This is a genomic window from Chryseobacterium limigenitum (genome assembly GCF_900114875.1).
Lineage (GTDB): Bacteria > Bacteroidota > Bacteroidia > Flavobacteriales > Weeksellaceae > Chryseobacterium > Chryseobacterium limigenitum.
Genome location: NZ_FPKW01000003.1, coordinates 319622 through 340521 on the forward strand (window position 1 = coordinate 319622; position 20900 = coordinate 340521).

Consider the following 20900-nt stretch of genomic DNA (forward strand, 5'->3'; position numbering starts at 1 on the left):
ACAAAAATGCCACGAATATTTTACACAAATAAAAGACAATCATTTGTGTAAATCCGTGAAATCTGCAGGACATAAAAAACAGAATCTACAAAACTTGAAAGGCTTCGACTCCGCTCAGCCTGACAGTGAATAACCTTATGGATAGTATTAGTGCTGTGAGGCTGAGCGGAGTCGAAGCCTTTTTCATAATTATAAATATTAAATTTTGGCTAAAGCCCGTTCCGATTGATAAAATTAAGATTCAATAAATCATACAGACAATGCAATAAACCATACACTTCCATCATTTCAGTTCTTTTTAAATTTGTAATAAATAGATTGGAAATGAACACTTCAAACATATCTCGTAAAGATTTTCTTAAAAATTCGGCACTGGTAATGGCCGGACTAACTTTAGCTCCTAATATTATGATGGCAAATTCAATTTTTGATAGCGAAACAATTTCTGCAAAAAGAAAATTGAGCTTAAAAAATGTTCGTCTCGAAACTGGTTTTGAATACGAAGAAGGTGAAGTGATTTCAACAAAAACCGATTTATTTTATATCGAAATTGAAAACGGGAAAATTTCAAAAATAGCTCCCAACCAACCGAATGCAAAAGCGGTTGACGCCAAAGGATTTTTAATGTTACCTGCATTTAAAGATATGCATATTCATTTGGATAAAACTTTTTATGGAGACAAATGGCAGGCAGTCCGAAAAAGAACGGGGGGAGTAAAGGGGATGATCGCTTTAGAGCAAAAGATGCTTCCTGAAATGTTGAAAAACTCAACGTTTAAAGCTGAGAAGATGATTGAATTGTTACAGTCAAAAGGAACGTCTTTCGCAAGAAGTCATGTGAATATTGAACCGACTTCAAAATTAGAATCATTAAAAAATCTGCAGGAAGCTTTAGATAACAAAAAGAAAACTTTCAGAGCAGAGTTGGTAGCTTTTCCACAGCATGGCGTTTTTTATACAGATTCAGTTCCGTATTTGAAAGAAGCTGCAAAAATGGATATCGATTTTATCGGTGGAGTAGATCCTTTTACAATTGACGGAGCGATTGAAAAAACAGTTGATTTTACGGTTCAACTTGCTTTAGAGAACAAAAAAGGAATCGACATTCACCTGCATGAAAGCGGTGAATCTGGTTTAAAAACCGTTGAATATTTAATTGATAAAGTGAATGAAAATCCTGATTTGAAAGGGAAAACATATCTAAGTCATTGCTTCGTTCTGGGAAAATTAGAAAAAGCAAAGCAGGAAGAAATTGCAGAAAAATTAGGTAACGCAAAAATAGGAATTGTCTCAACCATTCCTTTTGGAAGTCTAATTATGCCGATTCCGACTTTGTACAAATATAATGTTGAGGTTTTAACAGGAAACGACAGTATCGTTGATCATTGGAATACTTTCGGAACAGGAAGTGTATTGCAGAAAGCCAATTTAATGGTGCAATTATATGGCCAGTCAACAGAATTTTTATTATCCAGAAGCTTAAAATTGGCAACGGCAAATATTCTTCCGTTGGATGATAAAGGGAATCAGCAATGGCCAAAAGTTGGAGACAATGCAGATTTGAGTTTCCTTAATGCAAGTTGTTCGGCTGAAGCCGTTTCAAGAATTTCAAACGTAGAATCTTTGATCCATCAGGGAAATATTGTGTTTTAATCAAAATTATAGGATTCGTTTCTCTCACAAATTTTATTTATTTTAGGGAGAAAATTAGCACAATGAGCCATCAGCTGGATTATTTTCCCATTTTAGGAATTCATGAATTTGCAGAAAAACAATCGCAGGGTTGTAACTTGTTGTTCAATGAATTGTATGGTGAAAGAAGAATTGATGAGCCTCATAAACACGATTTTTTTATCATTAATCTTTTTGAAAAAGGAAAAGGTTCTCACACAATTGATTTTGTTGAATATCAGGTTGAAGATCATCAGATCCATCTGGTTTTTCCGGATCAGGTTCATCAATGGGTGATTGAAAAAGAGACGGTTGGATATCAATTAATGATCAGTCGCGAGTGGTATGAAAGTTTTCTTCCGGCGTTGAGATTTTCGGCTTCGTATTATTTTCAGCATCCTGCTTTTACGATTTCGGAAGAAATTTATCAATTGATTTTACATGAATTTAAAACGATTCAAAAGGAATTAAATGAGGAAAATACCTTTTGGGAAGTTATTCAAAAAAGAAGTGAATTGATTGGTTTACTGGTTAGTAAATCAGTGGAGGGAGCTTTCAAAGATTTTGAAGTGTATTATTCGAATCCGATTATTTCTAAATTTTTAAACCTAATTGATATTCATTTTAAAACTGAACGCTCGGTTTCTTTTTATGCCAAAAAATTGAATATTTCGGCTAATTATTTAAATATTGTCTGTAAGAAAAACCTTAATACATCAGCTTCTTCTCTTATTCAGGACAGAATTTTACTCGAAGCAAAACGGTTATTAAAAGTCTCGAAAATGTCTGTAAAAGATATTGTTTACGATCTCGGATTCTATGATCATGCGAGTTTTTCAAAATTTTTTAAGGCGCAAACAGGAATGACGCCTTCTCAATTCAAAGAATAATTGATACAGAACAAGGCATAATTGATACTCGTATTTAAGATTTTGCAGGTGTAATTTTGTATGATTAAACTTGGGATCATGCAATTACACAATCAACCTCTTGCTAAAGGACATTATACGCTGAAAAATGTCCGTTTGGAAACGGGTTTCGAATATGATAATGAGGAGATTATCAAAACAAAGACAGATTTATTCTGTATCGAAATCGGAGATGGAAAAATACAATCAATTAAACCAAACGATGCAAATTCTAATGCTTTTGATGCAAAAGGAAAACTGATGCTTCCGGCATTCAGGGATATGCACGTTCATTTGGATAAAACTTGGTATGGGCTTCCATGGCAGACACTTTCTCCGAAAAAGAAAACAGTAAAAGATATGATTGCTTACGAACAGAAAATCATTCCGGAATTGTTGAAAACTTCGGTTGAACGTGCCGAACAATTAATTGATCTTCTACAAAGTTACGGAACCAATTATGTAAGAACACATTTCAATATTGATCCTACTTCTGGGTTGAAATCGTTAGAAAATCTGGAGAAAGCTTTAGAGAATAAAAAAGATTCTTTCGGTGCAGAATTGGTGGCTTTTCCTCAACATGGTTTGTATTATACGGATTCTGTTCCTTTGATGAAAGAGGTGGCAAAATTACCACATGTAGGATTTATTGGCGGACTTGATCCTTTGAGTATCGACGGAAGCATCGAAAAAGTACTTGATTTTACAGTACAATTAGCCTTGGACAATAATAAAGGAATTGATATTCACTTGCATGAAGTAGGAGAGTCCGGGATGAAAACTATTAATTATTTAATTGATAAAGCCATTGAAAATCCCCAACTTCAAGGAAGAACTTTTGTAAGTCATGCCTTTGCTTTAGCCCATTTAAATCAAAAAGAAACAGAAAAAATTGCAGAAAGATTGGCTTTTGCAAAGGTGGGAATTGCTTCATCTGTCCCATTCACCGGAAAAGTAATGCCGATTCCTGCATTGAAAAAATATGGAGTGAATGTTTTGATCGGAAATGATAACGTTCAGGATTACTGGAGTACTTTCGGATCGGGAAATATGCTTCAGAAAGCGAATTTAATTGCTGAATTGTATGGCTATGCTACAGAATTTCACCTTTCAAGAACATTGCAGTTTGCTACACAAAATATCCTTCCATTAGATGATAAAGGGAATCAGCAATGGCCAAAATCGGGAGATGATGCTAATGTTGTTTTGGTTGATGCGAGCTGTTCGGCAGAGGCTGTTTCAAGAATGTCTGCTGTTGAAGCTTTAATGAATAATGGTACTTTATTCTGGAAGAAGTAAGATTGCTATAAGATCTAATATATTTTTTAATCCTTGTTTTTTATAATGAAACACCCTCGAAAAGCGATTTCCGAGGGCGTTTTTATTTTATATTTAAATCTAAAGAGAAGACCATCCTCCTGTAGCCCAAGTCGGTGTTAAAATACCGTTTCCGGCTCCTGTTGCGTCTGATTTTTCAACAAAAGTAGTATCTACGATCGGGACAGTTGCTCCGGCAGTAGATTTTAGGGAAACTTTAGTTGTAGTGGTATTAAACAAAGCTCCGGTGATTTTTTTATGACCGTTAAAATTGGCTACAGAAGCATCACTTTCGATATTTACACCTGTTGTCCAGTTTGAAACGACTAAATTATCAAGGACTGCGTAAGTTCCAAGTTTTAATTTTATGGCATCAGCTTCACCTGTTGTACCTCCGATGAACGTTACATTTTTGATGGTTGGATTAGATCTTGGTGTTGCATCCGGATTGGTTGCATTATTACTTCCCTTAATTCCTGTATTTCCGGTCCCGTTGGCTCTTCTTTTTGTGTAGATTCCGGTTGCGGTTCCGTTCCAGCCGTCCGTCCATTCGAAGGCGTCATCTTCATTTCCTAGAGAAACAATGTTAGAGACATTTACTGTTCCTCCATAAATTTGAATACCGTCATCAGAACCATTTACGGCAGCGATATTATTTACTACGGTTCCGTTACCAACACCGAATAAAGACAGTCCGTTGAATTCTGTAGTACCAGTGAAAACAGCTCCGGCATATTCTATTCTTACATATGATAAAGATCCGGAATTATCGGTAGCTAATGTTCCTCCGTAGGTTGCGTTTCCTAATTCGGATGTTGCTGTAGTTCCTGTATTGATAGGTGCTTTACCGCAAATAACGATTCCGCCCCAGCTTCCCGGAGTGGTTGTACTGGAGGTGAATAATACCGGAGATCCCGAGGTTCCATTTGCAAAAAGCTGACCGCCCTGTTCAACGGTAACGTAACAAGAAGCTCCGCTAATGGCAACAATTCTTGTTCCGGCAGGAATAATAAGTTTTCCACCGTTTTTAATAATGATAGATCCTGTTAATTTATATACTTTGGTAGGGTCTAGCGTTACCGTTTGTCCGTTAGGAACTTCACCTTTGAAATTATTGGTGTCTACAGCAATTCCCACAGGAGTTATTGTTGGAGTTTCATCATCATCTTTACTGCACGAATAGATCGTAAATGTAGTGCTGATGAATAAAGCTGCGGCAATTAATTTTAAGTAATTCCTTTTCATATATTTTAGATTTAGTCCTGACCTTTTATTTAATGATAATCTTCGTTCCCCTTAATTCTTTTAAAGACGAGAGTTTTTTAAACTTTAAAGATTGAATGCTCAAATATAAGAATAAGCAATTAAAAACTCGAAATTATAGCTTTTCAATTTATTTTCCGAATTGAAATTTAATGTTATTGATAATTAATTACAATTTAAAGATTTAATAGAATTTCAATAATAAAAAATACCCTTGGGAAAAATATTTTCCCAAGGGTATTTGAATTTGATATGAAGAAACTAATTACTCGATTATTGTAATCCTGCTAAAAGGTTTACTCCGTCTACTGTAGCCCAAGCTCCTGCTGTTAGAACAACTTTTGTAACTGTAGATGTGTTTGTAAATGTTTTTGCACCATTTGGAGTATAAGCATATCCCCAAACTCCTGCATTATCAGAGTTTAAATAAGTGAGAGGTGAAACAACAACTTTACCTGTATTTACCTGGCTTGTTTCAGTTGCAGCATCCTGGATAAGAACAGAATATCCTTTTTGATTACCGATATTTTTGTATCCACTGATATAAACATTAGAGAAAATTCCTGTTCCTTGCTTTTTAAACTGAATAGCTGAAATCTCAGGTGAGTTTGCTGTTTCAGGGTTTGTATTGGTATTTCTGATCAATGTAATATTAGAAATTTTTGGAGCTACATTATCTACATTACTAGAAGCTTCGATTTCCATTCCGAAGTTACCAACACCTGTTTGGAAAGCGTACCAGTTTGTATTGTTTTGTCCGCTCCAAGCATCCTGCCAATCGAAAGAATCATCATAGTTACCATAAGAAACAATGTTTTTTGCACTTACCGTTCCTCCGAAGAATTCATAACCATCATCAGTTCCTTTGTAAGTCACAAGATTTTCTAAAGTAGTTCCTGCTCCTACAGCGTAGAATGTCATAGAGTTGGTTTCAGATGTACCGTCACCGATTTTCTTACCAGCATATTCAACACGGATAAATTTCATTGTTCCAGAGTTTGAATTAGCATCATTCCCTCCGTAATACACTGCATTTCCATCTTCAGAAAGAGCAGTAGCTGTTCCGTTTATAGCTTTGATAGGAGCGTTTCCGTAAAGAGTAATTCCTCCCCAGTCTCCAGGTGTTTTAGTTGTTGTCGTGAATACAATTGGCTCAGAAGCTGTTCCTACAGCGTTAATTTTTCCATCCTGAAGAACTACTAAGCTACTGTTTGTAGATGTATCAACAGTAAAGTTGGCTCCGGCTTCTATGGTAAGAGTTGCATTTCCTGTAATTTTTACGATCCCTTTTAATGTATAGTTTCCTTTTTTTATTAAAAGATCTTTTGATATAGTTCCTGATAATGTTCCACTTCCGCTCAATACGCTCTCTGTAGTTCCAGGAGTCGTAACTGTACCATCTCCTAATCCATCATTTACATCAATAGTACATGAATTTAAGGCTACTGTTAACGCAAATGTTAACGTTAATAATGATAAAACTCTTTTTTTCATTTTTATATATGATTTATTTATTAAAATTGATTAAAATGTATAACCTACTGTTAGGTTGAAGTTAGTTCCTCGGAAATAGTCTGTATAAGTATTGGTTCCGTTAGTATCTACGTTGTAATAGCTTTTGTCTCCAAGTAAGATTTTATATCTGTTGTTTAAGATATTTTGAATACCCGCTTTTATGTTCCAGTTTTTGTTAATTTGTTCCTGATAAACAAAATCCAGCTGATGGAATGGCTTTTCGTAATAATTATCCGCTCCTGAAGTTCCTACAGCGTATATTTTAGATCCTGAAACATTATATACTAAAGAGAATGTTCTGCTAAAGTTATTTTTGGTTTTCATCTCATACTTCAAATCAGCATTGATGGTGTATGGAGAAGCTCCCTGAAGTCCTCTTTTGTGTAAATCTCCTTTGTAATAATTTGGATTAGGTTGCTCTAGTTCTAATTGTTGTTGACTTCTTTCAACATCCGTATACATGAAGGTTGCATTGGCTCCTAAAGTGAATTTACTTAATGCATCAGAAATTCTTCCTAAGCTGATAATCCCTTCTAATTCTATCCCTGCTAGATCTGCTTTTTTAGCATTGTAAAAAGTGACTGTTACTCCGTTTGCATCTCCTGAAGAAACAAATGATCTTTCGATGGCATTATTAATTCTTTTTGCAAATAAGTTTACTGCAAACATTTCTTTAGTACTTGGGAAGTATTCCCATTTCAAGTCAAAGTTGTAATTGTCACTGTTTTCAATATTCGGATTACCTCTGATCGTTTCGTTGTCGGGATTGATGTAATCAATATCCATAGTTTCAATAAGAACAGGTCTTGTTACCGTTTTACTGAATGCAAATCTTAAATTGTTTTTACTGTTAAGTGCTTTTTTGATGGAAATTGATGGTAAGAATAAATTTCTTTGTTTATCTAAATTGGTTTTATTAGCAGCTCCCTGTGCAGAGAAACGAATTAAAGTCATATCATTCTCATAACGGGCTCCAAGTAAGAAATCCCAACTTTCGGACGGCTTATAATTGAAATTAATATACCCTGCATTTACAAACTGATACATACTTGTAAAGAACTTAGATCCATCAGATTCTTCTTGGAAATAGAATAAATTATTAGCTAAGTCTTGATTAAATTTAGCTTGAGGACTATTTTTATCAATTAGAAAAGCCTGTCCTGCAGTTCCGTTTGGTTTTCCAAAGATGAAACGATATGATGTCTTTCTTAAATCTGCAAAACCATTATATCCAACTGATAATTGCATTGGATAATCTTTTTTATCCCCCTTTTCTCCTAAGAAAATTGAGTATTCTCCATATGCAGATCCATAAAATCTAGAATTTACATCAAGATACTGACGGATAATATTATTTCCTCCGTATGCTAAGTATAATTGATCATCAGATAACATATTACCATTTAGATCTTGACGGCTTCCTTCTAATATTTTTCTGTCTGGTTGTTGATAGTTGTTGATAACATAACTACCTCCGGCTTTTACTTGTTGTCTTTCACCAAGCTTTTGAGAACCGGTTAATTGAATATTAAGAAATCTCGACAAATCCTGTTGATTGGTACGGAAAAAACCGACATCTTTGTTTTGTACCTGATTGTTTTTGTATCCGTAATAATCTTCAATAATATTATTTACGTTTTGTAGGTACATTGCGTTTAAATTGATCGCAGTTCCTTTATTTTTATAAGCAAAACCTAGTAATGCCGAAGATTCTATTTCGTAATTATACTGCTTTCTTAATAGATCGTTATTAAGATTAATTACACCTCCGAAATCCTTAAACTGGTTCTTTGCCCCTTCTTTATAAGAATATTCGTTGCTTTGATTTAATGAAAATAGAATTCCAATATTTCCTGTCTCACCAGCTTTTACTTTTTGTACAGTTGTAAAACCTATGCTTGTATTAGGTAAAGATTTTACCTGATCAACATTCCAGCTGTCTTTAAACTGAGCTAAAGATTCATTTGCTGAAAATCTGTAGTTATTTGGTCTTGAGTCTCTGATTGCTGAAGGTAATTTTTTATCATCAGAATTCAATCCTAAATAACCATTAAAACCGTCTGCTCCTTCAGAAACTTTAAAATTATTTCTAAATGTACTTGCTGTATTAACTCCAATTCCAAATTCAATCTTCGAGAAAGACTTCTCCATCGTCAGCGTTTCAATATCAAAAGTCGCTCCCGCAAAATCTCCATAAAGATTAGAGTTGAAGGTTTTGTAGATGTTTAATTTACCCACAACATCGGTTGGGAATTGCTTTAATGCGATGATCTTTTGGAATGGGTTGTTAGAAGGTGATCCAAGCCCGTTGATTAACAGGTAATTATATCTCTCTTCCAAACCTCTTACGAAAAGTCCTCTTCCTTCTACCGTAGTGATTCCTGTTACTTTTGTAAGACCTTGTTCTACGTTGGAAATCCCTTTTCTGGAAATTTCTTCAGCACTTACAGCCTGTTTTTGAATAATAGCTTTCTTTTGCTCTCCTAATACGGCAGTTTCAGTTTTCTTACTACTGCTTCCTTGGATTACTACGCCTTCAATTCTTTTCTCCTTACTTATTGTATCTTTTTTTACTTCTTGAGCATAAAATACAGATCCGGATAAAAATAAGACTGCAACACTAAGTTTATAAATTTTCATTATTGTACTTACTTTATTTACTGATTCTTTCGGTGCAAAGGAATAAAACATTCGTGGTGAAAATGGTTTAGCGAAATTTAAATTTTTCTTAACTAAACATTAACAAAATGCTATTATTGTTAACTTTATGTGAACGATAGTTTATTTATTAATCTATGCTTTAAAAATTGTTAACTTTGACTCAGTAAAAATTAAAAATGAACCAAAAGAAAATACTCTTAATAGACGATGAACTGGATATTTTAGAGATCCTGTCTTATAACTTAGAAAAGGAAGGCTACGACATCTATACGGCTACCAACGGTAACGAAGGGATTGACAAAGCTAAACAAATCGTTCCGGATCTTATCTTATTAGATGTAATGATGCCGGAAAAAGACGGTATCGAAACTTGTCAGGAACTTCGTAAAATAAAAGAACTTCACAAAACGCTGATTGTTTTCCTTTCGGCAAGAAGCGAGGAGTTCTCTCAGTTAGCAGGTTTTCAGGCCGGAGCGAATGATTATATCGTAAAACTGATCAAACCAAAAATTCTTATTTCTAAAGTTAATGCTTTATTACAGTTAACTTCTCAGGTTTCAGATAATGCTAAATTAATTGAAATTGGAGATTTAATTATTGATAAAGACAACTTCAGAGTATCAAAAGCCGGGCAGCAGTTTTTACTTCCGAAAAAAGAATTTGATCTTCTTTATCTTTTAGCTTCAAATACAGAAAAAGTATTTAAAAGAGAAGAGATCCTGGAAAAAGTTTGGGGGAACGATGTTATCGTTGGAGAAAGAACGATCGACGTTCATATCAGAAGATTAAGAGAAAAGCTGGGAATTAATACCATTCAGACTCTAAAAGGAATTGGGTATAAGCTGATCGTTTTATAGCTTAAAAAAACCTAACTTTACATAAACCAATAAAATCTTGTAAAATTGAAATTTTACAGACTTACCCTCGTAGCATCATGTCTGTTGACATTGGTGATGTTCTTTTTGGTGATCGTTTTTGATTCGCTAAAGGATATTTATTACAAAACCCCATTCTTTAAAATTGGACTTTTTATATGTCTAATCCTTATTTTTATCATTAATTATTTGGTTTTAGAATTGCTGTTTAATTATTATGGCAAAAAACAGGTTCGTGGACTTTCTTTGCTTTTACCGCAGGAGATCGTTCATGATAACGATGAAAATATCACCATTAAAGAATTGGGAGAAAGATTTTCAGATCTTAATCAGCAAAAAGTCACTGAGCTTGATATGATGAAAGAAATGGAAAGCTATCGTAAAGAATACATCGGAAACGTTTCTCATGAGCTTAAAACTCCGCTATTTTCCATTCAGGGATATGTGGAGACATTGAGGGACGGCGGGGTCGATAATCTTACGATCAGGGACAAATATTTAGAAAGAATTGATATTTCGGTTGAAAGATTAATTGCCATCGTTACAGATCTGGACATGATCAACAGGCTTGAAGCCGGAGAAATCAATCTTAATGTCTCAAGATTTGATGTCAATTTATTGATCAAAGAAATTTTCGATCTTCTGGATCTCGAAGCTGAAAAACACAATACTACATTACAGATTCAGACCTTAAATCCTCAGATTTTTGTGGATGCCGATAAACAGAAGATCTCGCAGGTTTTCATCAATTTAGTTTCAAATGCTATTCATTATGCGAACAGACAGGAAGCGAAAGTTGTTGTAAAGACAAGTGTGCTGAAAAATAAAGTGCTGATAGAGGTCATCGATAACGGAATGGGAATAAAATCAGAAGTTTTATCAAGAATTTTCGAAAGATTTTATCGTGTAGAAACCAGCAGAAGCAGAAGAGAAGGTGGTTCAGGACTTGGATTGGCCATCGTAAAGCATATCCTTGAGGCTCATAACGAAAACATTACGGTAGAGAGTGTCTATCTTGAAGGCACGAAGTTCAGTTTTATGCTTGAGAAAAGTAAATAATTTCTGCAAAATGTAAGAAAAAAAAATATTTTAAAAAATTCATAAATATTTTTTTGTCACATCTCATTTATTATATATTTGCAACAGAAATTAATCATAATAACAAAGGCAAAAAAGTAATTTATAAAACTGATATGGTTTACAAAATCCGCGTAATATTAGATGCAAAAGAAGATATTTTCCGTGATATCGAAGTTAAAGGAAAACAGACGCTATGGAACTTACACTTAGGAATTAAAAGTGCGTTCAGTCTTCAGGGCGAGGAGCTTTCAACTTTTAATTTATTGGAAGATGACGGGACGATCATAAAAACTGTTCCATTAGAAGATATGAGTGATGATGGAGATGGGGAGATTATGTCGGATGTATACATTGATGAGGCGTTTGAAAGTGCTGGTAAAAAGGCGCAGTTCCAATACGGATTTCTGGATCTTTGGGAATTCTTCTGTGAGCTTGTTGAGGTGATCGATGAGACCAAAGGAGTTAATTATCCGATCACAGTTTACAGATTTGGGAACGTTCCGTTGAAAGCACCAAGCAAAAACGGAAGTGCAGGAGGTAAAAAGAAATCTGCAATGCCTTTAATGGAGGACGATTTTGCTTTCGAGGATGACTTTGCTGGAGGAAGCAGTTTTGTAGATGAAGACGATGACAACTTCGATGATGAGGAAGAAGAAAACTATGACGACGATGTTTTCGATGATGAAGACGACAGCGACGACGAAAGATAATACTTAAAATATATAGCCCTGAATGAAAATTCGGGGCTTTTTTATTCAAAAAACTTCAACATAATATTTTTCATTCCACAGGAGAAAGAATCTTCTATATTACCAATTAGGTATTCTTTAGGAGCTATTTCCCGCTTTCCGCTACAATCTTTTTTTTCAAAAAAGGATTTTCACTTCAATCGGGGCTAGGATTTTTATTGTTATTTTCAAAGATTCCCGTCATTACGAGGAGTGTAGCAACGAAGCAATCTCAAAGCAATAAAATAACATACGCTTTGTGATTCTGCAGGAATCTCAACGAGTAGTTTAAAAGAGAATAAACTTACTAAGATTGCTTCATCGCTACGCTCCTCGCAATGACATTAAAAAACTTTGCTCTTTTTGTGTTAAAAAAATAAAATTCATCCATTTACCTCTTTATTTCACTAAAAAAAATCACTTGCAAAGCAAAATTCATCATTAACAATTCACTCACTTACATTGCGATTCATTATTTTTGTCAAAACTTGATTAATGAAAAAATTATTTTTACTCGCTGTAATTGGTCTGGGAATTGTTTCCTGTACCACTCAAAATACAAATAAGAACACTATGGATTTGCCGAAAGAATGGAAACACTCTACTAATATTTACGAAGTCAACGTCAGACAATATACCAAGGAAGGAACTTTTAAAGCATTCGAAAAAGAAATGCCACGCTTAAAATCAATGGGAGTAAAGACGCTTTGGTTCATGCCGATCACTCCGATTGCTCAGGAAAAGAAAAAAGGAAGTCTGGGAAGTCCGTATGCTGCATCAGATTACACTTCCATCAATCCTGAATTTGGAACACTTAACGATTTCAAACACATGGTGAATGAAGCTCACAGATTGGGATTCAAAGTCATCATCGATTGGGTGGCGAATCATACAGGCTGGGATCATGTCTGGACAAAAACACATCCTGAATTCTATTTAAAAGATCCGGACGGAAAATTTCACATCGCATCCGGAATGGATGATATCATCGAATTAGATTATAAAAATCCGGAGATGCGTAAAGCAATGATCGATGCCATGAAATTTTGGGTTAAAGAAACCAATATCGATGGTTTCAGATGTGATTTGGCTTCTTGGGTAGAAGTAGATTTCTGGCAACAGGCACGTCCTGAAGTTGAAACTGTAAAGCCACTTTTCTGGTTGGGAGAATTTGATGAATTGGAAACTCCCGAATACGGAAAAGTTTTCGATGCAAGCTATTCTTGGTCCTGGATGCACAAATCTGCCGATTATTACAATAAAAACTTGCCTTTGCAGGATTTAAAAGACCTGTTGATAAAGTATTCAAATATTGGAGATTCTTCTATGAGAGCCTGGTTTACATCAAATCACGACGAAAACTCATGGAACGGAACGGAATACGAGAAATATGGTGTAATCACAAAACCAATGGCCGCATTTTCTGCAACCTGGAATGGCGTTCCGTTATTATATTCAGGACAGGAACTTCCGAATATGAAAAGACTGGAATTTTTCGAAAAAGATGTTATAAAATGGACAAATACCTATCAGGTTTCAGATTTTTATAAAACTTTATTAAGCTTAAAATCATCAAACCCTGCATTAAGAGGAGGTGATCCAAATGTTGGAACTCATCTTTTAAATACGACAGCAAACGATAAAATTTTAGCTTACATCAGAAAAAATGGGAAAGATGAGGTCTTGGTTGTTCTAAATATGTCAAAAGAACCTGTAAATTTCAGTATTCAGGATGAAAATCTTTCCGGGAGCTTTAAAAATGTTTTTGACGGCTCAAAAAGAGATTTCAATAACGGAAAAGATTTCAATTTCAAAGTTTCAGATTACGCAGTATTTGAAAAATAAATTAAAATATTAGCCAAAAAGTAAATTAAAAGCGGACAAATCTTGTCCGCTTTACTTTATTTATTAAAAAAATTACAAAGCCTGTAATTTTACATTATCAACAACCCAAAGTTCTGTTGCCGCATTGTTTCTGGTTCCAATTCTCACTTTCAGTTGGCTTGAATTTGGAATTCCCGTTACAGATAGTTTTGTAATCGCCTGTGTACCTGTAAGCGTAATTGCTGATCCGGTTGCAGTGCTGGATGATGCCACCGTAATTCCTGATGAAGAATAGCTGTTCGTTCCAATTCCGCTTCCTGAAAATGCCCATCTGGTATTGGTTGCTGTTGAAGAGTTTCCTCCTGTTAACGTCAATTTTGTATTGTAATTGGCACCGCCATCAGTACTTACTTCTATCGTTACAACATCATTATTTTCAACGCCGTTACTCGTACTTCCGATAGAAAATGCAGCAATATCAAAACTAAATGTGATATTATTTGTGTAAGTAGAGGCGTCAACAGTATTAAATTCTATATAAGAATTTGTTCCGCTACTGTTATTGTTCGAGTATCCGAAGCCTCTTGTTCCATCAGAAAATAAACTTGATGAAGAGGGTGCGTCTCCTGTTACTGTAGAGCCGGATGTAAAATTAAAACTTGAAGGTGCAAATCCTGCAGTTGTATAATTTACAGAATCACCGGTTTCAAAACTTTGCGTAAAAATAGTTCCTGTTAATAATGAACTGCCGCTTCCGCCTCCTTCAAAACCTAGATTTTGCCATTTTGTTCCGTCCCAGCCTAAAAATTTCTTTTGGTCTTTATCAAAAACAATGAGTCCTTCACTTGCTGAACTGGAAAGGCTTGTAACAGCAGTCGAGGTCAATCTTGGGACGATAAGTCCTTTAGTATCAGATTGAACATCAAGGGCAGAAGAGGTATGCGGATTGGATGTGTTTATTCCAACCTGTGCGAAAGAAGTAGTGTACATTAAGATAAATGTAAGAAGAGATAATTGCTTTTTCATGACGTTTTTTTTATTTAATCGGCAAATATATATATTATAATTTTTTGTTGTGTTAATTGTATATAAATTATTAATTAAGTATAATGATTGATTATAATTTATTTATTTTATTTAATTGATGAATGAATTTAAATTTTTAAGAAAGGTTTTTTATTATTCCAATTATGGTGAAAAATTATCTTTCCATAGTGATATTATGTTGACAAATTAAAAAGATAAAAAAACAGATTTTTTAATGAAAATAAATACATTTGTGTGATGTCAAAATATGAAAATGGATAAATCTAAAATACTGGAGATCATAAAATTGAAGATCTCTGAAAAAATTCAAAACTTTGAAAACCTGATCGCCGAAACAAGAGCGTCGAGCAACGATACCAAAAGTTCAATGGGGGATAAATATGAGACAGGAAGAGAAATGTTGCAGCAAGAGGTCAATAATCTTCAAAGACAACTGAATGAAATTTTAAATCAGCAAGCTATTGTTCAGAAAATAAATGCGGAACCATCTTCAAAAGTTCAAAACGGAGCACTGGTAAAAACAGATAAGGGATTATTCTACATTTCTGCATCGCTGGGAGAAATTGTTTTTGATAATCAAAAAATTATGACTGTCTCTGCAGAATCACCTTTAGTGAAAGCAATGCATGGTAAGAAAGGCGGAGAAACATTTGTTATCAATAATATTCATCAAAAGATTGAGAGTATTTGGTAATTTAAATTAACATTTCTCTTTATGAATAAAATTCATTACAAATAATACAAGGTATCTATGAGAGTAGATGCTTTTTTATGGCTTATGATAACAAAGAATCGCTTATATTTTTCTAAATTTGAACCATCAAAATAGCTTTTCAAAATGCAAAATTACTTAGACCTTTTACAACATATTTTAGACAACGGAACCGATAAAACCGATAGAACGGGTACCGGAACAAGAAGTGTTTTCGGGTATCAGCTGAGATATGATCTGTCGAAAGGTTTCCCTTTGGTAACCACTAAAAAAGTACATTTGAAGTCTATTATTTATGAACTTCTTTGGTTTTTAAAAGGCGATACCAATATTAAATATCTAAATGATAACGGAGTAAGCATCTGGGACGAGTGGGCCAATGAAAACGGCGATCTGGGTCCTGTTTACGGAGCGCAATGGAGAAGCTGGAACGGTGCAGACGGAAAAATTGTCGACCAGATTACTGAAGTAATCGATCAGATTAAAAAAAATCCGGATTCCAGAAGATTGATCGTTTCTGCATGGAATGTTGCTGAGATCCCAAATATGGCTCTGGCACCTTGCCACGCTTTATTTCAGTTTTATGTGGCAGACGGAAAATTATCGCTTCAACTGTATCAGAGAAGTGCAGATGTTTTCTTGGGAGTTCCTTTTAATATTGCGAGTTATGCGTTGTTATTAATGATGGTTGCGCAGGTTTGTGATCTTGAAGTTGGTGATTATGTTCACAGTTTTGGAGATGTTCATATCTATAACAATCATTTTGAGCAGGTAAACAGACAGCTTTCAAGAGAAACAAGAGCACTTCCGACCATGAAATTGAATCCGGAAATTAAAGATATTTTTGATTTTAATTTTGAAGACTTTACGTTAGAAAATTATGATCCGCATCCGGGGATTAAAGCGCCTGTTGCGATTTAATTAAAAATAAAATATAAATTAAAGTGAAGCCTGCAAACTTCACTTTTTTTGTAACTTTCAAAGCAAATTTTACACTTATATCATATGAAATATCTAAAAATCAATATTGAGGAAAATGCAGATGCAGAAAAACTGAAAGAACTTTTATTTCAGGTAAAAGGAGTAAGTTCTGTAGAAATCATTGATGATGAAAACCCGGAAAGCGAACTGAAAAAAGCTTTTAACAAAACTAAAGAACAGTTTAAAAAAGGAGATTACGAAACGGTAGTCAATGATATTTTTGATATTTTAACAAAAAATAATTCTAAAAATAAATAATTAATAAATAAAGATGAAAAAGGCCATTTTATCGATTGCTATACTTGGAATTTTCTTTTCCGCAAATGTATCGGCACAAACCGAAACCTCGGGCAGAGAAAAAGTGTACAGAGCGACTCATACCAAAGTAACGGAACTGAAACATACCAAGCTAAAAGTAAATTTCGATTATCAGAAGGAACAAATGAACGGGGAAGAATGGTTAACGGCTTCACCTTATTTTTATCCTACCAACGAATTGACCCTTGATGCAAAGGGAATGTTGATTCATGAGGTAGCTTTAGATAACAACGGTAAAAAATCTCCTTTAAAATATGATTATAAAAATGATATTTTAAAGATCAGTTTAGATAAGACCTATCAGAAAAATCAGGATTATACCGTTTATATTAAATATACTTCCCGTCCGAATGAGGTGAAACAGGAGGGAAGCGCGGCGATTAATGATGCAAAAGGTTTGTATTTCATTAATGCGCAAGGAAAAAATCCCGATATGCCAACTCAAATCTGGACGCAGGGAGAAACAGAATCTTCCTCTGCTTGGTTTCCAACCATTGATAAGCCGAATCAAAAGTCTACTCAGGAAATTTACATGACAGTTCCTGATAAATATGTGACGCTTTCCAACGGAATTATGAAAGATTCTCAAAAAGAATCAAACGGACTGAGAACCGATCATTGGGTGATGGATAAGAGACATTCGACCTACCTTTTCTTCATGGGAGTGGGCGAATATGCAATCGTTAAAGACAAATGGAAAAATATTCCGGTAGATTATTATATTGAAAAGGAATACGAACCGTATGCAAAACAGATCTACGGAAACACGCCTGAAATGATCGAATTTTTCTCGAAAAAAATGGGCTACGATTATCCTTGGGCGAAATACGCGCAAATTTCAGGAAGAGATTATGTAAGTGGCGCGATGGAAAACACGACCGCGACTCTTCACGGAAGTGATATTTTACAAAAACCAGGACAGTTAATCGATGAAAATACTTGGGAAGATACTATTGCTCACGAACTGTTTCACCATTGGTTTGGAGATTTGGTGACTGCAGAAAGCTGGAGTAATCTTACTGTAAATGAGTCTTTTGCCAACTATTCCGAATACCTTTGGAATGAATACAAATACGGAAAAGATCAGGCTGATTATCACCAATTGGAAGATGTTAACAGATATATCCACAATCCTTCCGATTTCAAGAAAAATTTGGTGAGATTTAATTATGAATCTCGTGAAGATGTTTTCGATTTGGTGACTTATCAAAAAGGTGGCGGAATTCTTCACATGTTAAGAAACTATCTTGGGGATGATGCTTTCTTCGCGGGAATGAACGATTATTTAAAAGCCAATGAATATCAAAATGCAGAAGCGCATCAGTTAAGATTATCATTCGAAAAAGTGTCAGGAAAAGACCTGAATTGGTTCTTTAATCAGTGGTATTTCGGAAGCGGAAACCCGAAGTTGAACTATTCTTCAACTTTTGAACCTGTTAAAAAACAAGTTACGGTAACCATCAACCAAACTCAGGATCAGCCTTTTGAGTTTCCTTTGGCGATTGATGTTTACGACAACGGTAAACCAAAAAGATATAATGTTTGGGTAAATGCGGAAGCAAAAAATACGTTCAATTTTGATGTTTCAAAAACTCCGGATTTGATTAATATTAATGCAGATGGTGTTTTACTGGCAGATATTACAGATACAAAAACTCCTGAGCAATATTTAATGCAGTTCACGAATTCAAAAGAGTTCAAAAACAGATATGCTGCTTTGAACGGGATTAAAGATCAGGTTGGAAAAAATCCTGCTGCAACGAAATTGTTGGCTGCGGGGATTAAAGATCCCTATTTTAGAGTGAGAATGAAAGCTTTGGAATTGATGGATTTAACCAATTCTGAACAAATGAAAACGTTAGGGTCTGATGTTGAAAAAATAGCATCAAACGATCCGAAAACCTTAACTCAGGCAGCTGCTATTGCTGCTTTGGCGAAAACTAAGGATAAAAAATACCTTCCGGTTTTTGAAAAAGGAGTGAATGCTGTTTCTAATGCAGTGAGAGGAAACTCGCTCGGAGCTATTTCGGCAATTGACCCATCAAGAATGGCTTCTTTAGCTGATAAAATTGATTTAAGCGGAGCTTCAGAAGATCTGTTGACGCAAATGTTACCGATCGTTGTTAAAAATAAAGTAACTTCTCAAATGGCTAATATTGCTCCGATTGCGGCATTTTATCCATTCGTTAAATTCCAAAATCCGGAATTGGGTAAATCTGCGGAAGAAGGATTTAATTGGATCATGAGTTCAGATAATTTAAAAGCAACTGAAAGTATTACTAAAATGATAGGTCATGCAAAAAGCCAGATAGGAGATAATCCACAGGCAAAAATGATGATTTCTCAGATGCTGAAAGATGGTTTAAGCAAAAAGATGGAATTGTTAAAACAAAATCCTCAAAAAGCGTCAAGTATCAATCCTCAAATTGATGCTCTGAATAAAGCGATCGAAGATTTTAAATAATTAAAAACAGAATATAGGTTTTTAAAGCATCTCATTTTGGGATGCTTTTTTAGTTTAAATTGTAATTAATGCTAAAAAACAGGTGAATTACGACCCTTTTTTTGAATTATCTTTTATAATTTAGTATTAAAATTATAGAATTATGACTTTTGGAATCGAAGCAGCAAGTTATTATGTACCATCTTTATATTTGGAAATTAAAGATTTAGCAGAGAAAAGAGGAATTGAATCCGCAAAATTGGAAAAAGGATTGGGATTGCATAAGATGGGTTTTCCAGATGTTCATGAAGATGCGGCAACTTTCGCAGCAGAAGCTTTATTGAAATTAATAAAAGATTATACGATTAATCCTAAAGATATTGCCAGAATTTATTTGGGTACAGAAAGTGCATTGGATGCAGCAAAGCCAACCGCTTCTTACGCAATGCAAATGGTTGAGAAAGTTTTAGAAAGTGAATTTGGAGAAAGATGTTTCCGAAACTGTGATGTTGTGGATATGACCTTTGCCTGTGTCGGAGCTGTAGATGCTTTGCATAATTCTCTTGATTTTGTGAGAGTAAATCCGGATAAAAAAGCAATCGTAATCGCCAGTGATTATGCAAAATACGAATTGGCTTCTTCAGGCGAGTATACGCAAGGGGGCGGAGCTGTTTCCCTGTTGATCTCCTCAAAACCGGATTTGGTGGAAATTGAAAATAATTGGGGTGTCGCTACAGAAAGCGTTTTTGACTTTTTTAAGCCAAGACGTCATTTCAATAAGTCGGATTTAGCAAATGCTCCAGAAAATTTTCCTGAAAAAATTGAGATTTTTACAGATGAGCCTGTTTTTGACGGACAGTATTCCAACCAGTGTTATCAGGACAGAATAAGAGAAGCTTACCATCATTATAAAGAAATTACAGGCAAAAACAAGCCTTATGAAAATTGGAAATATCTGATTTTTCATCTTCCTTACGCTTTCCACGGTAAAAGAGTTTTCACCGAAATTTACAGTCTGGAAAACGGACTATCATATGAAACACCAGAGGAACAAAAAGCGATTGCAAAGTCAGAAAATTATATTCAGTTTATTAATGATAAAATAGAAAAATCGCAACGTGCATCTTCCGAGATTGGAAATATGTACACCGCTTCGATTTTTATGGCTTTACTTTCAGCTTTACAGACTGCTTTTAATGAAAATGAAGAATTAAAAGGTTCTGAAATTGGGTTTTTAGGCTACGGAAGCGGATCAAAATCTAAAGTTTTCGTTGGAAAAGTATCTGAAAATTGGAAAAATGTTGTTTCAAAATGGGATTTATTTGAAAGTCTTAAAAACAGAAAAGTTATTGATTTTGAAACGTATGAAAAATTGCACAGAAAACAGCTCGGTCAGTCTGTAAATCAGTATTACAAAGGTTTCGGATTACAATCCGTCGAATCGGAAAATCCTGTTTTGATAGGTGCAAGGTATTATCAATTTCAAGATTAATTTTTAAATATATTCTATAAAAACATCTCAATTGAGATGTTTTTTTATGTCATTTTTCCTTATCG

The 20900-nt window shown here is 34.6% G+C and carries 16 protein-coding genes; 12 read left to right on the forward strand and 4 right to left on the reverse strand.

Going from position 1 to position 20900, the window contains the following annotated elements; all coding sequences use genetic code 11:
• Positions 1-408 precede the first annotated feature (408 nt).
• From BT156_RS06470 to BT156_RS06480, 3 genes are all read left to right on the forward strand, one after another.
• Positions 409-1653, forward strand: coding sequence for an amidohydrolase (locus BT156_RS06470; RefSeq protein WP_394332860.1), 1245 nt, complete (start codon positions 409-411; stop codon positions 1651-1653).
• 62 nt (positions 1654-1715) lie between these two features.
• Positions 1716-2561: a helix-turn-helix domain-containing protein gene (locus tag BT156_RS06475; RefSeq protein ID WP_072408330.1), complete on the forward strand. Its 846-nt coding sequence runs from the start codon at positions 1716-1718 to the stop codon at positions 2559-2561.
• 78 nt (positions 2562-2639) lie between these two features.
• Positions 2640-3878 (forward strand): amidohydrolase, encoded by a 1239-nt coding sequence (locus tag BT156_RS06480; protein WP_072408423.1) that lies wholly within the window; start codon positions 2640-2642, stop codon positions 3876-3878.
• 99 nt (positions 3879-3977) lie between these two features.
• Here BT156_RS06480 and BT156_RS06485 read toward each other — a convergent pair whose 3' ends face one another.
• From BT156_RS06485 to BT156_RS06495, 3 genes are all read right to left on the reverse strand, one after another.
• Positions 3978-5141, reverse strand: coding sequence for a hypothetical protein (locus BT156_RS06485; protein WP_072408332.1), 1164 nt, complete (start codon positions 5139-5141; stop codon positions 3978-3980).
• A 291-nt stretch (positions 5142-5432) separates the two neighbouring features.
• A complete protein-coding gene (locus tag BT156_RS06490) occupies positions 5433-6653 on the reverse strand; it encodes a hypothetical protein (protein ID WP_072408334.1) in 1221 nt (406 codons plus the stop codon).
• A gap of 30 nt (positions 6654-6683) precedes the next feature.
• A complete protein-coding gene (locus BT156_RS06495; protein ID WP_072408425.1) occupies positions 6684-9314 on the reverse strand; it encodes a TonB-dependent receptor plug domain-containing protein in 2631 nt (876 codons plus the stop codon).
• A 197-nt stretch (positions 9315-9511) separates the two neighbouring features.
• Here BT156_RS06495 and BT156_RS06500 point away from each other — a divergent pair, with 197 nt between their 5' ends.
• The 4 genes from BT156_RS06500 (at position 9512) to BT156_RS06515 (ending at position 13863) form a co-directional block, all read left to right on the forward strand.
• A complete protein-coding gene (locus tag BT156_RS06500; protein WP_072408336.1) occupies positions 9512-10192 on the forward strand; it encodes a response regulator transcription factor in 681 nt (226 codons plus the stop codon).
• A gap of 45 nt (positions 10193-10237) precedes the next feature.
• Complete coding sequence (locus tag BT156_RS06505; protein WP_072408338.1) at positions 10238-11269, forward strand: sensor histidine kinase; 1032 nt, start codon at positions 10238-10240, stop codon at positions 11267-11269.
• Positions 11270-11403: 134 nt separating this feature from the next.
• Complete coding sequence (locus tag BT156_RS06510; RefSeq protein ID WP_072408427.1) at positions 11404-12000, forward strand: IS1096 element passenger TnpR family protein; 597 nt, start codon at positions 11404-11406, stop codon at positions 11998-12000.
• A 513-nt stretch (positions 12001-12513) separates the two neighbouring features.
• Positions 12514-13863 carry an alpha-amylase family glycosyl hydrolase gene (locus tag BT156_RS06515; RefSeq protein ID WP_072408340.1) on the forward strand — a complete coding sequence of 450 codons (1350 nt, stop codon included), beginning with the start codon at positions 12514-12516 and terminating at the stop codon, positions 13861-13863.
• Between the two features lie 72 nt (positions 13864-13935).
• Here BT156_RS06515 and BT156_RS06520 read toward each other — a convergent pair whose 3' ends face one another.
• Complete coding sequence (locus tag BT156_RS06520) at positions 13936-14868, reverse strand: hypothetical protein (RefSeq protein ID WP_072408342.1); 933 nt, start codon at positions 14866-14868, stop codon at positions 13936-13938.
• 268 nt (positions 14869-15136) lie between these two features.
• Here BT156_RS06520 and BT156_RS06525 point away from each other — a divergent pair, with 268 nt between their 5' ends.
• The 5 genes from BT156_RS06525 (at position 15137) to BT156_RS06545 (ending at position 20835) form a co-directional block, all read left to right on the forward strand.
• Positions 15137-15583, forward strand: coding sequence for a hypothetical protein (locus BT156_RS06525; protein WP_228430020.1), 447 nt, complete (start codon positions 15137-15139; stop codon positions 15581-15583).
• A gap of 144 nt (positions 15584-15727) precedes the next feature.
• Positions 15728-16522 carry a thymidylate synthase gene (locus tag BT156_RS06530; RefSeq protein WP_072408344.1) on the forward strand — a complete coding sequence of 265 codons (795 nt, stop codon included), beginning with the start codon at positions 15728-15730 and terminating at the stop codon, positions 16520-16522.
• An 84-nt stretch (positions 16523-16606) separates the two neighbouring features.
• Entirely contained in the window at positions 16607-16840 is a 234-nt protein-coding gene (locus tag BT156_RS06535; protein WP_072408346.1) for a hypothetical protein, read from the forward strand.
• 13 nt (positions 16841-16853) lie between these two features.
• Complete coding sequence (locus BT156_RS06540) at positions 16854-19364, forward strand: M1 family metallopeptidase (RefSeq protein ID WP_072408348.1); 2511 nt, start codon at positions 16854-16856, stop codon at positions 19362-19364.
• Between the two features lie 142 nt (positions 19365-19506).
• Complete coding sequence (locus BT156_RS06545) at positions 19507-20835, forward strand: hydroxymethylglutaryl-CoA synthase family protein (RefSeq protein WP_072408350.1); 1329 nt, start codon at positions 19507-19509, stop codon at positions 20833-20835.
• The last annotated feature ends 65 nt before the right edge of the window (positions 20836-20900 follow it).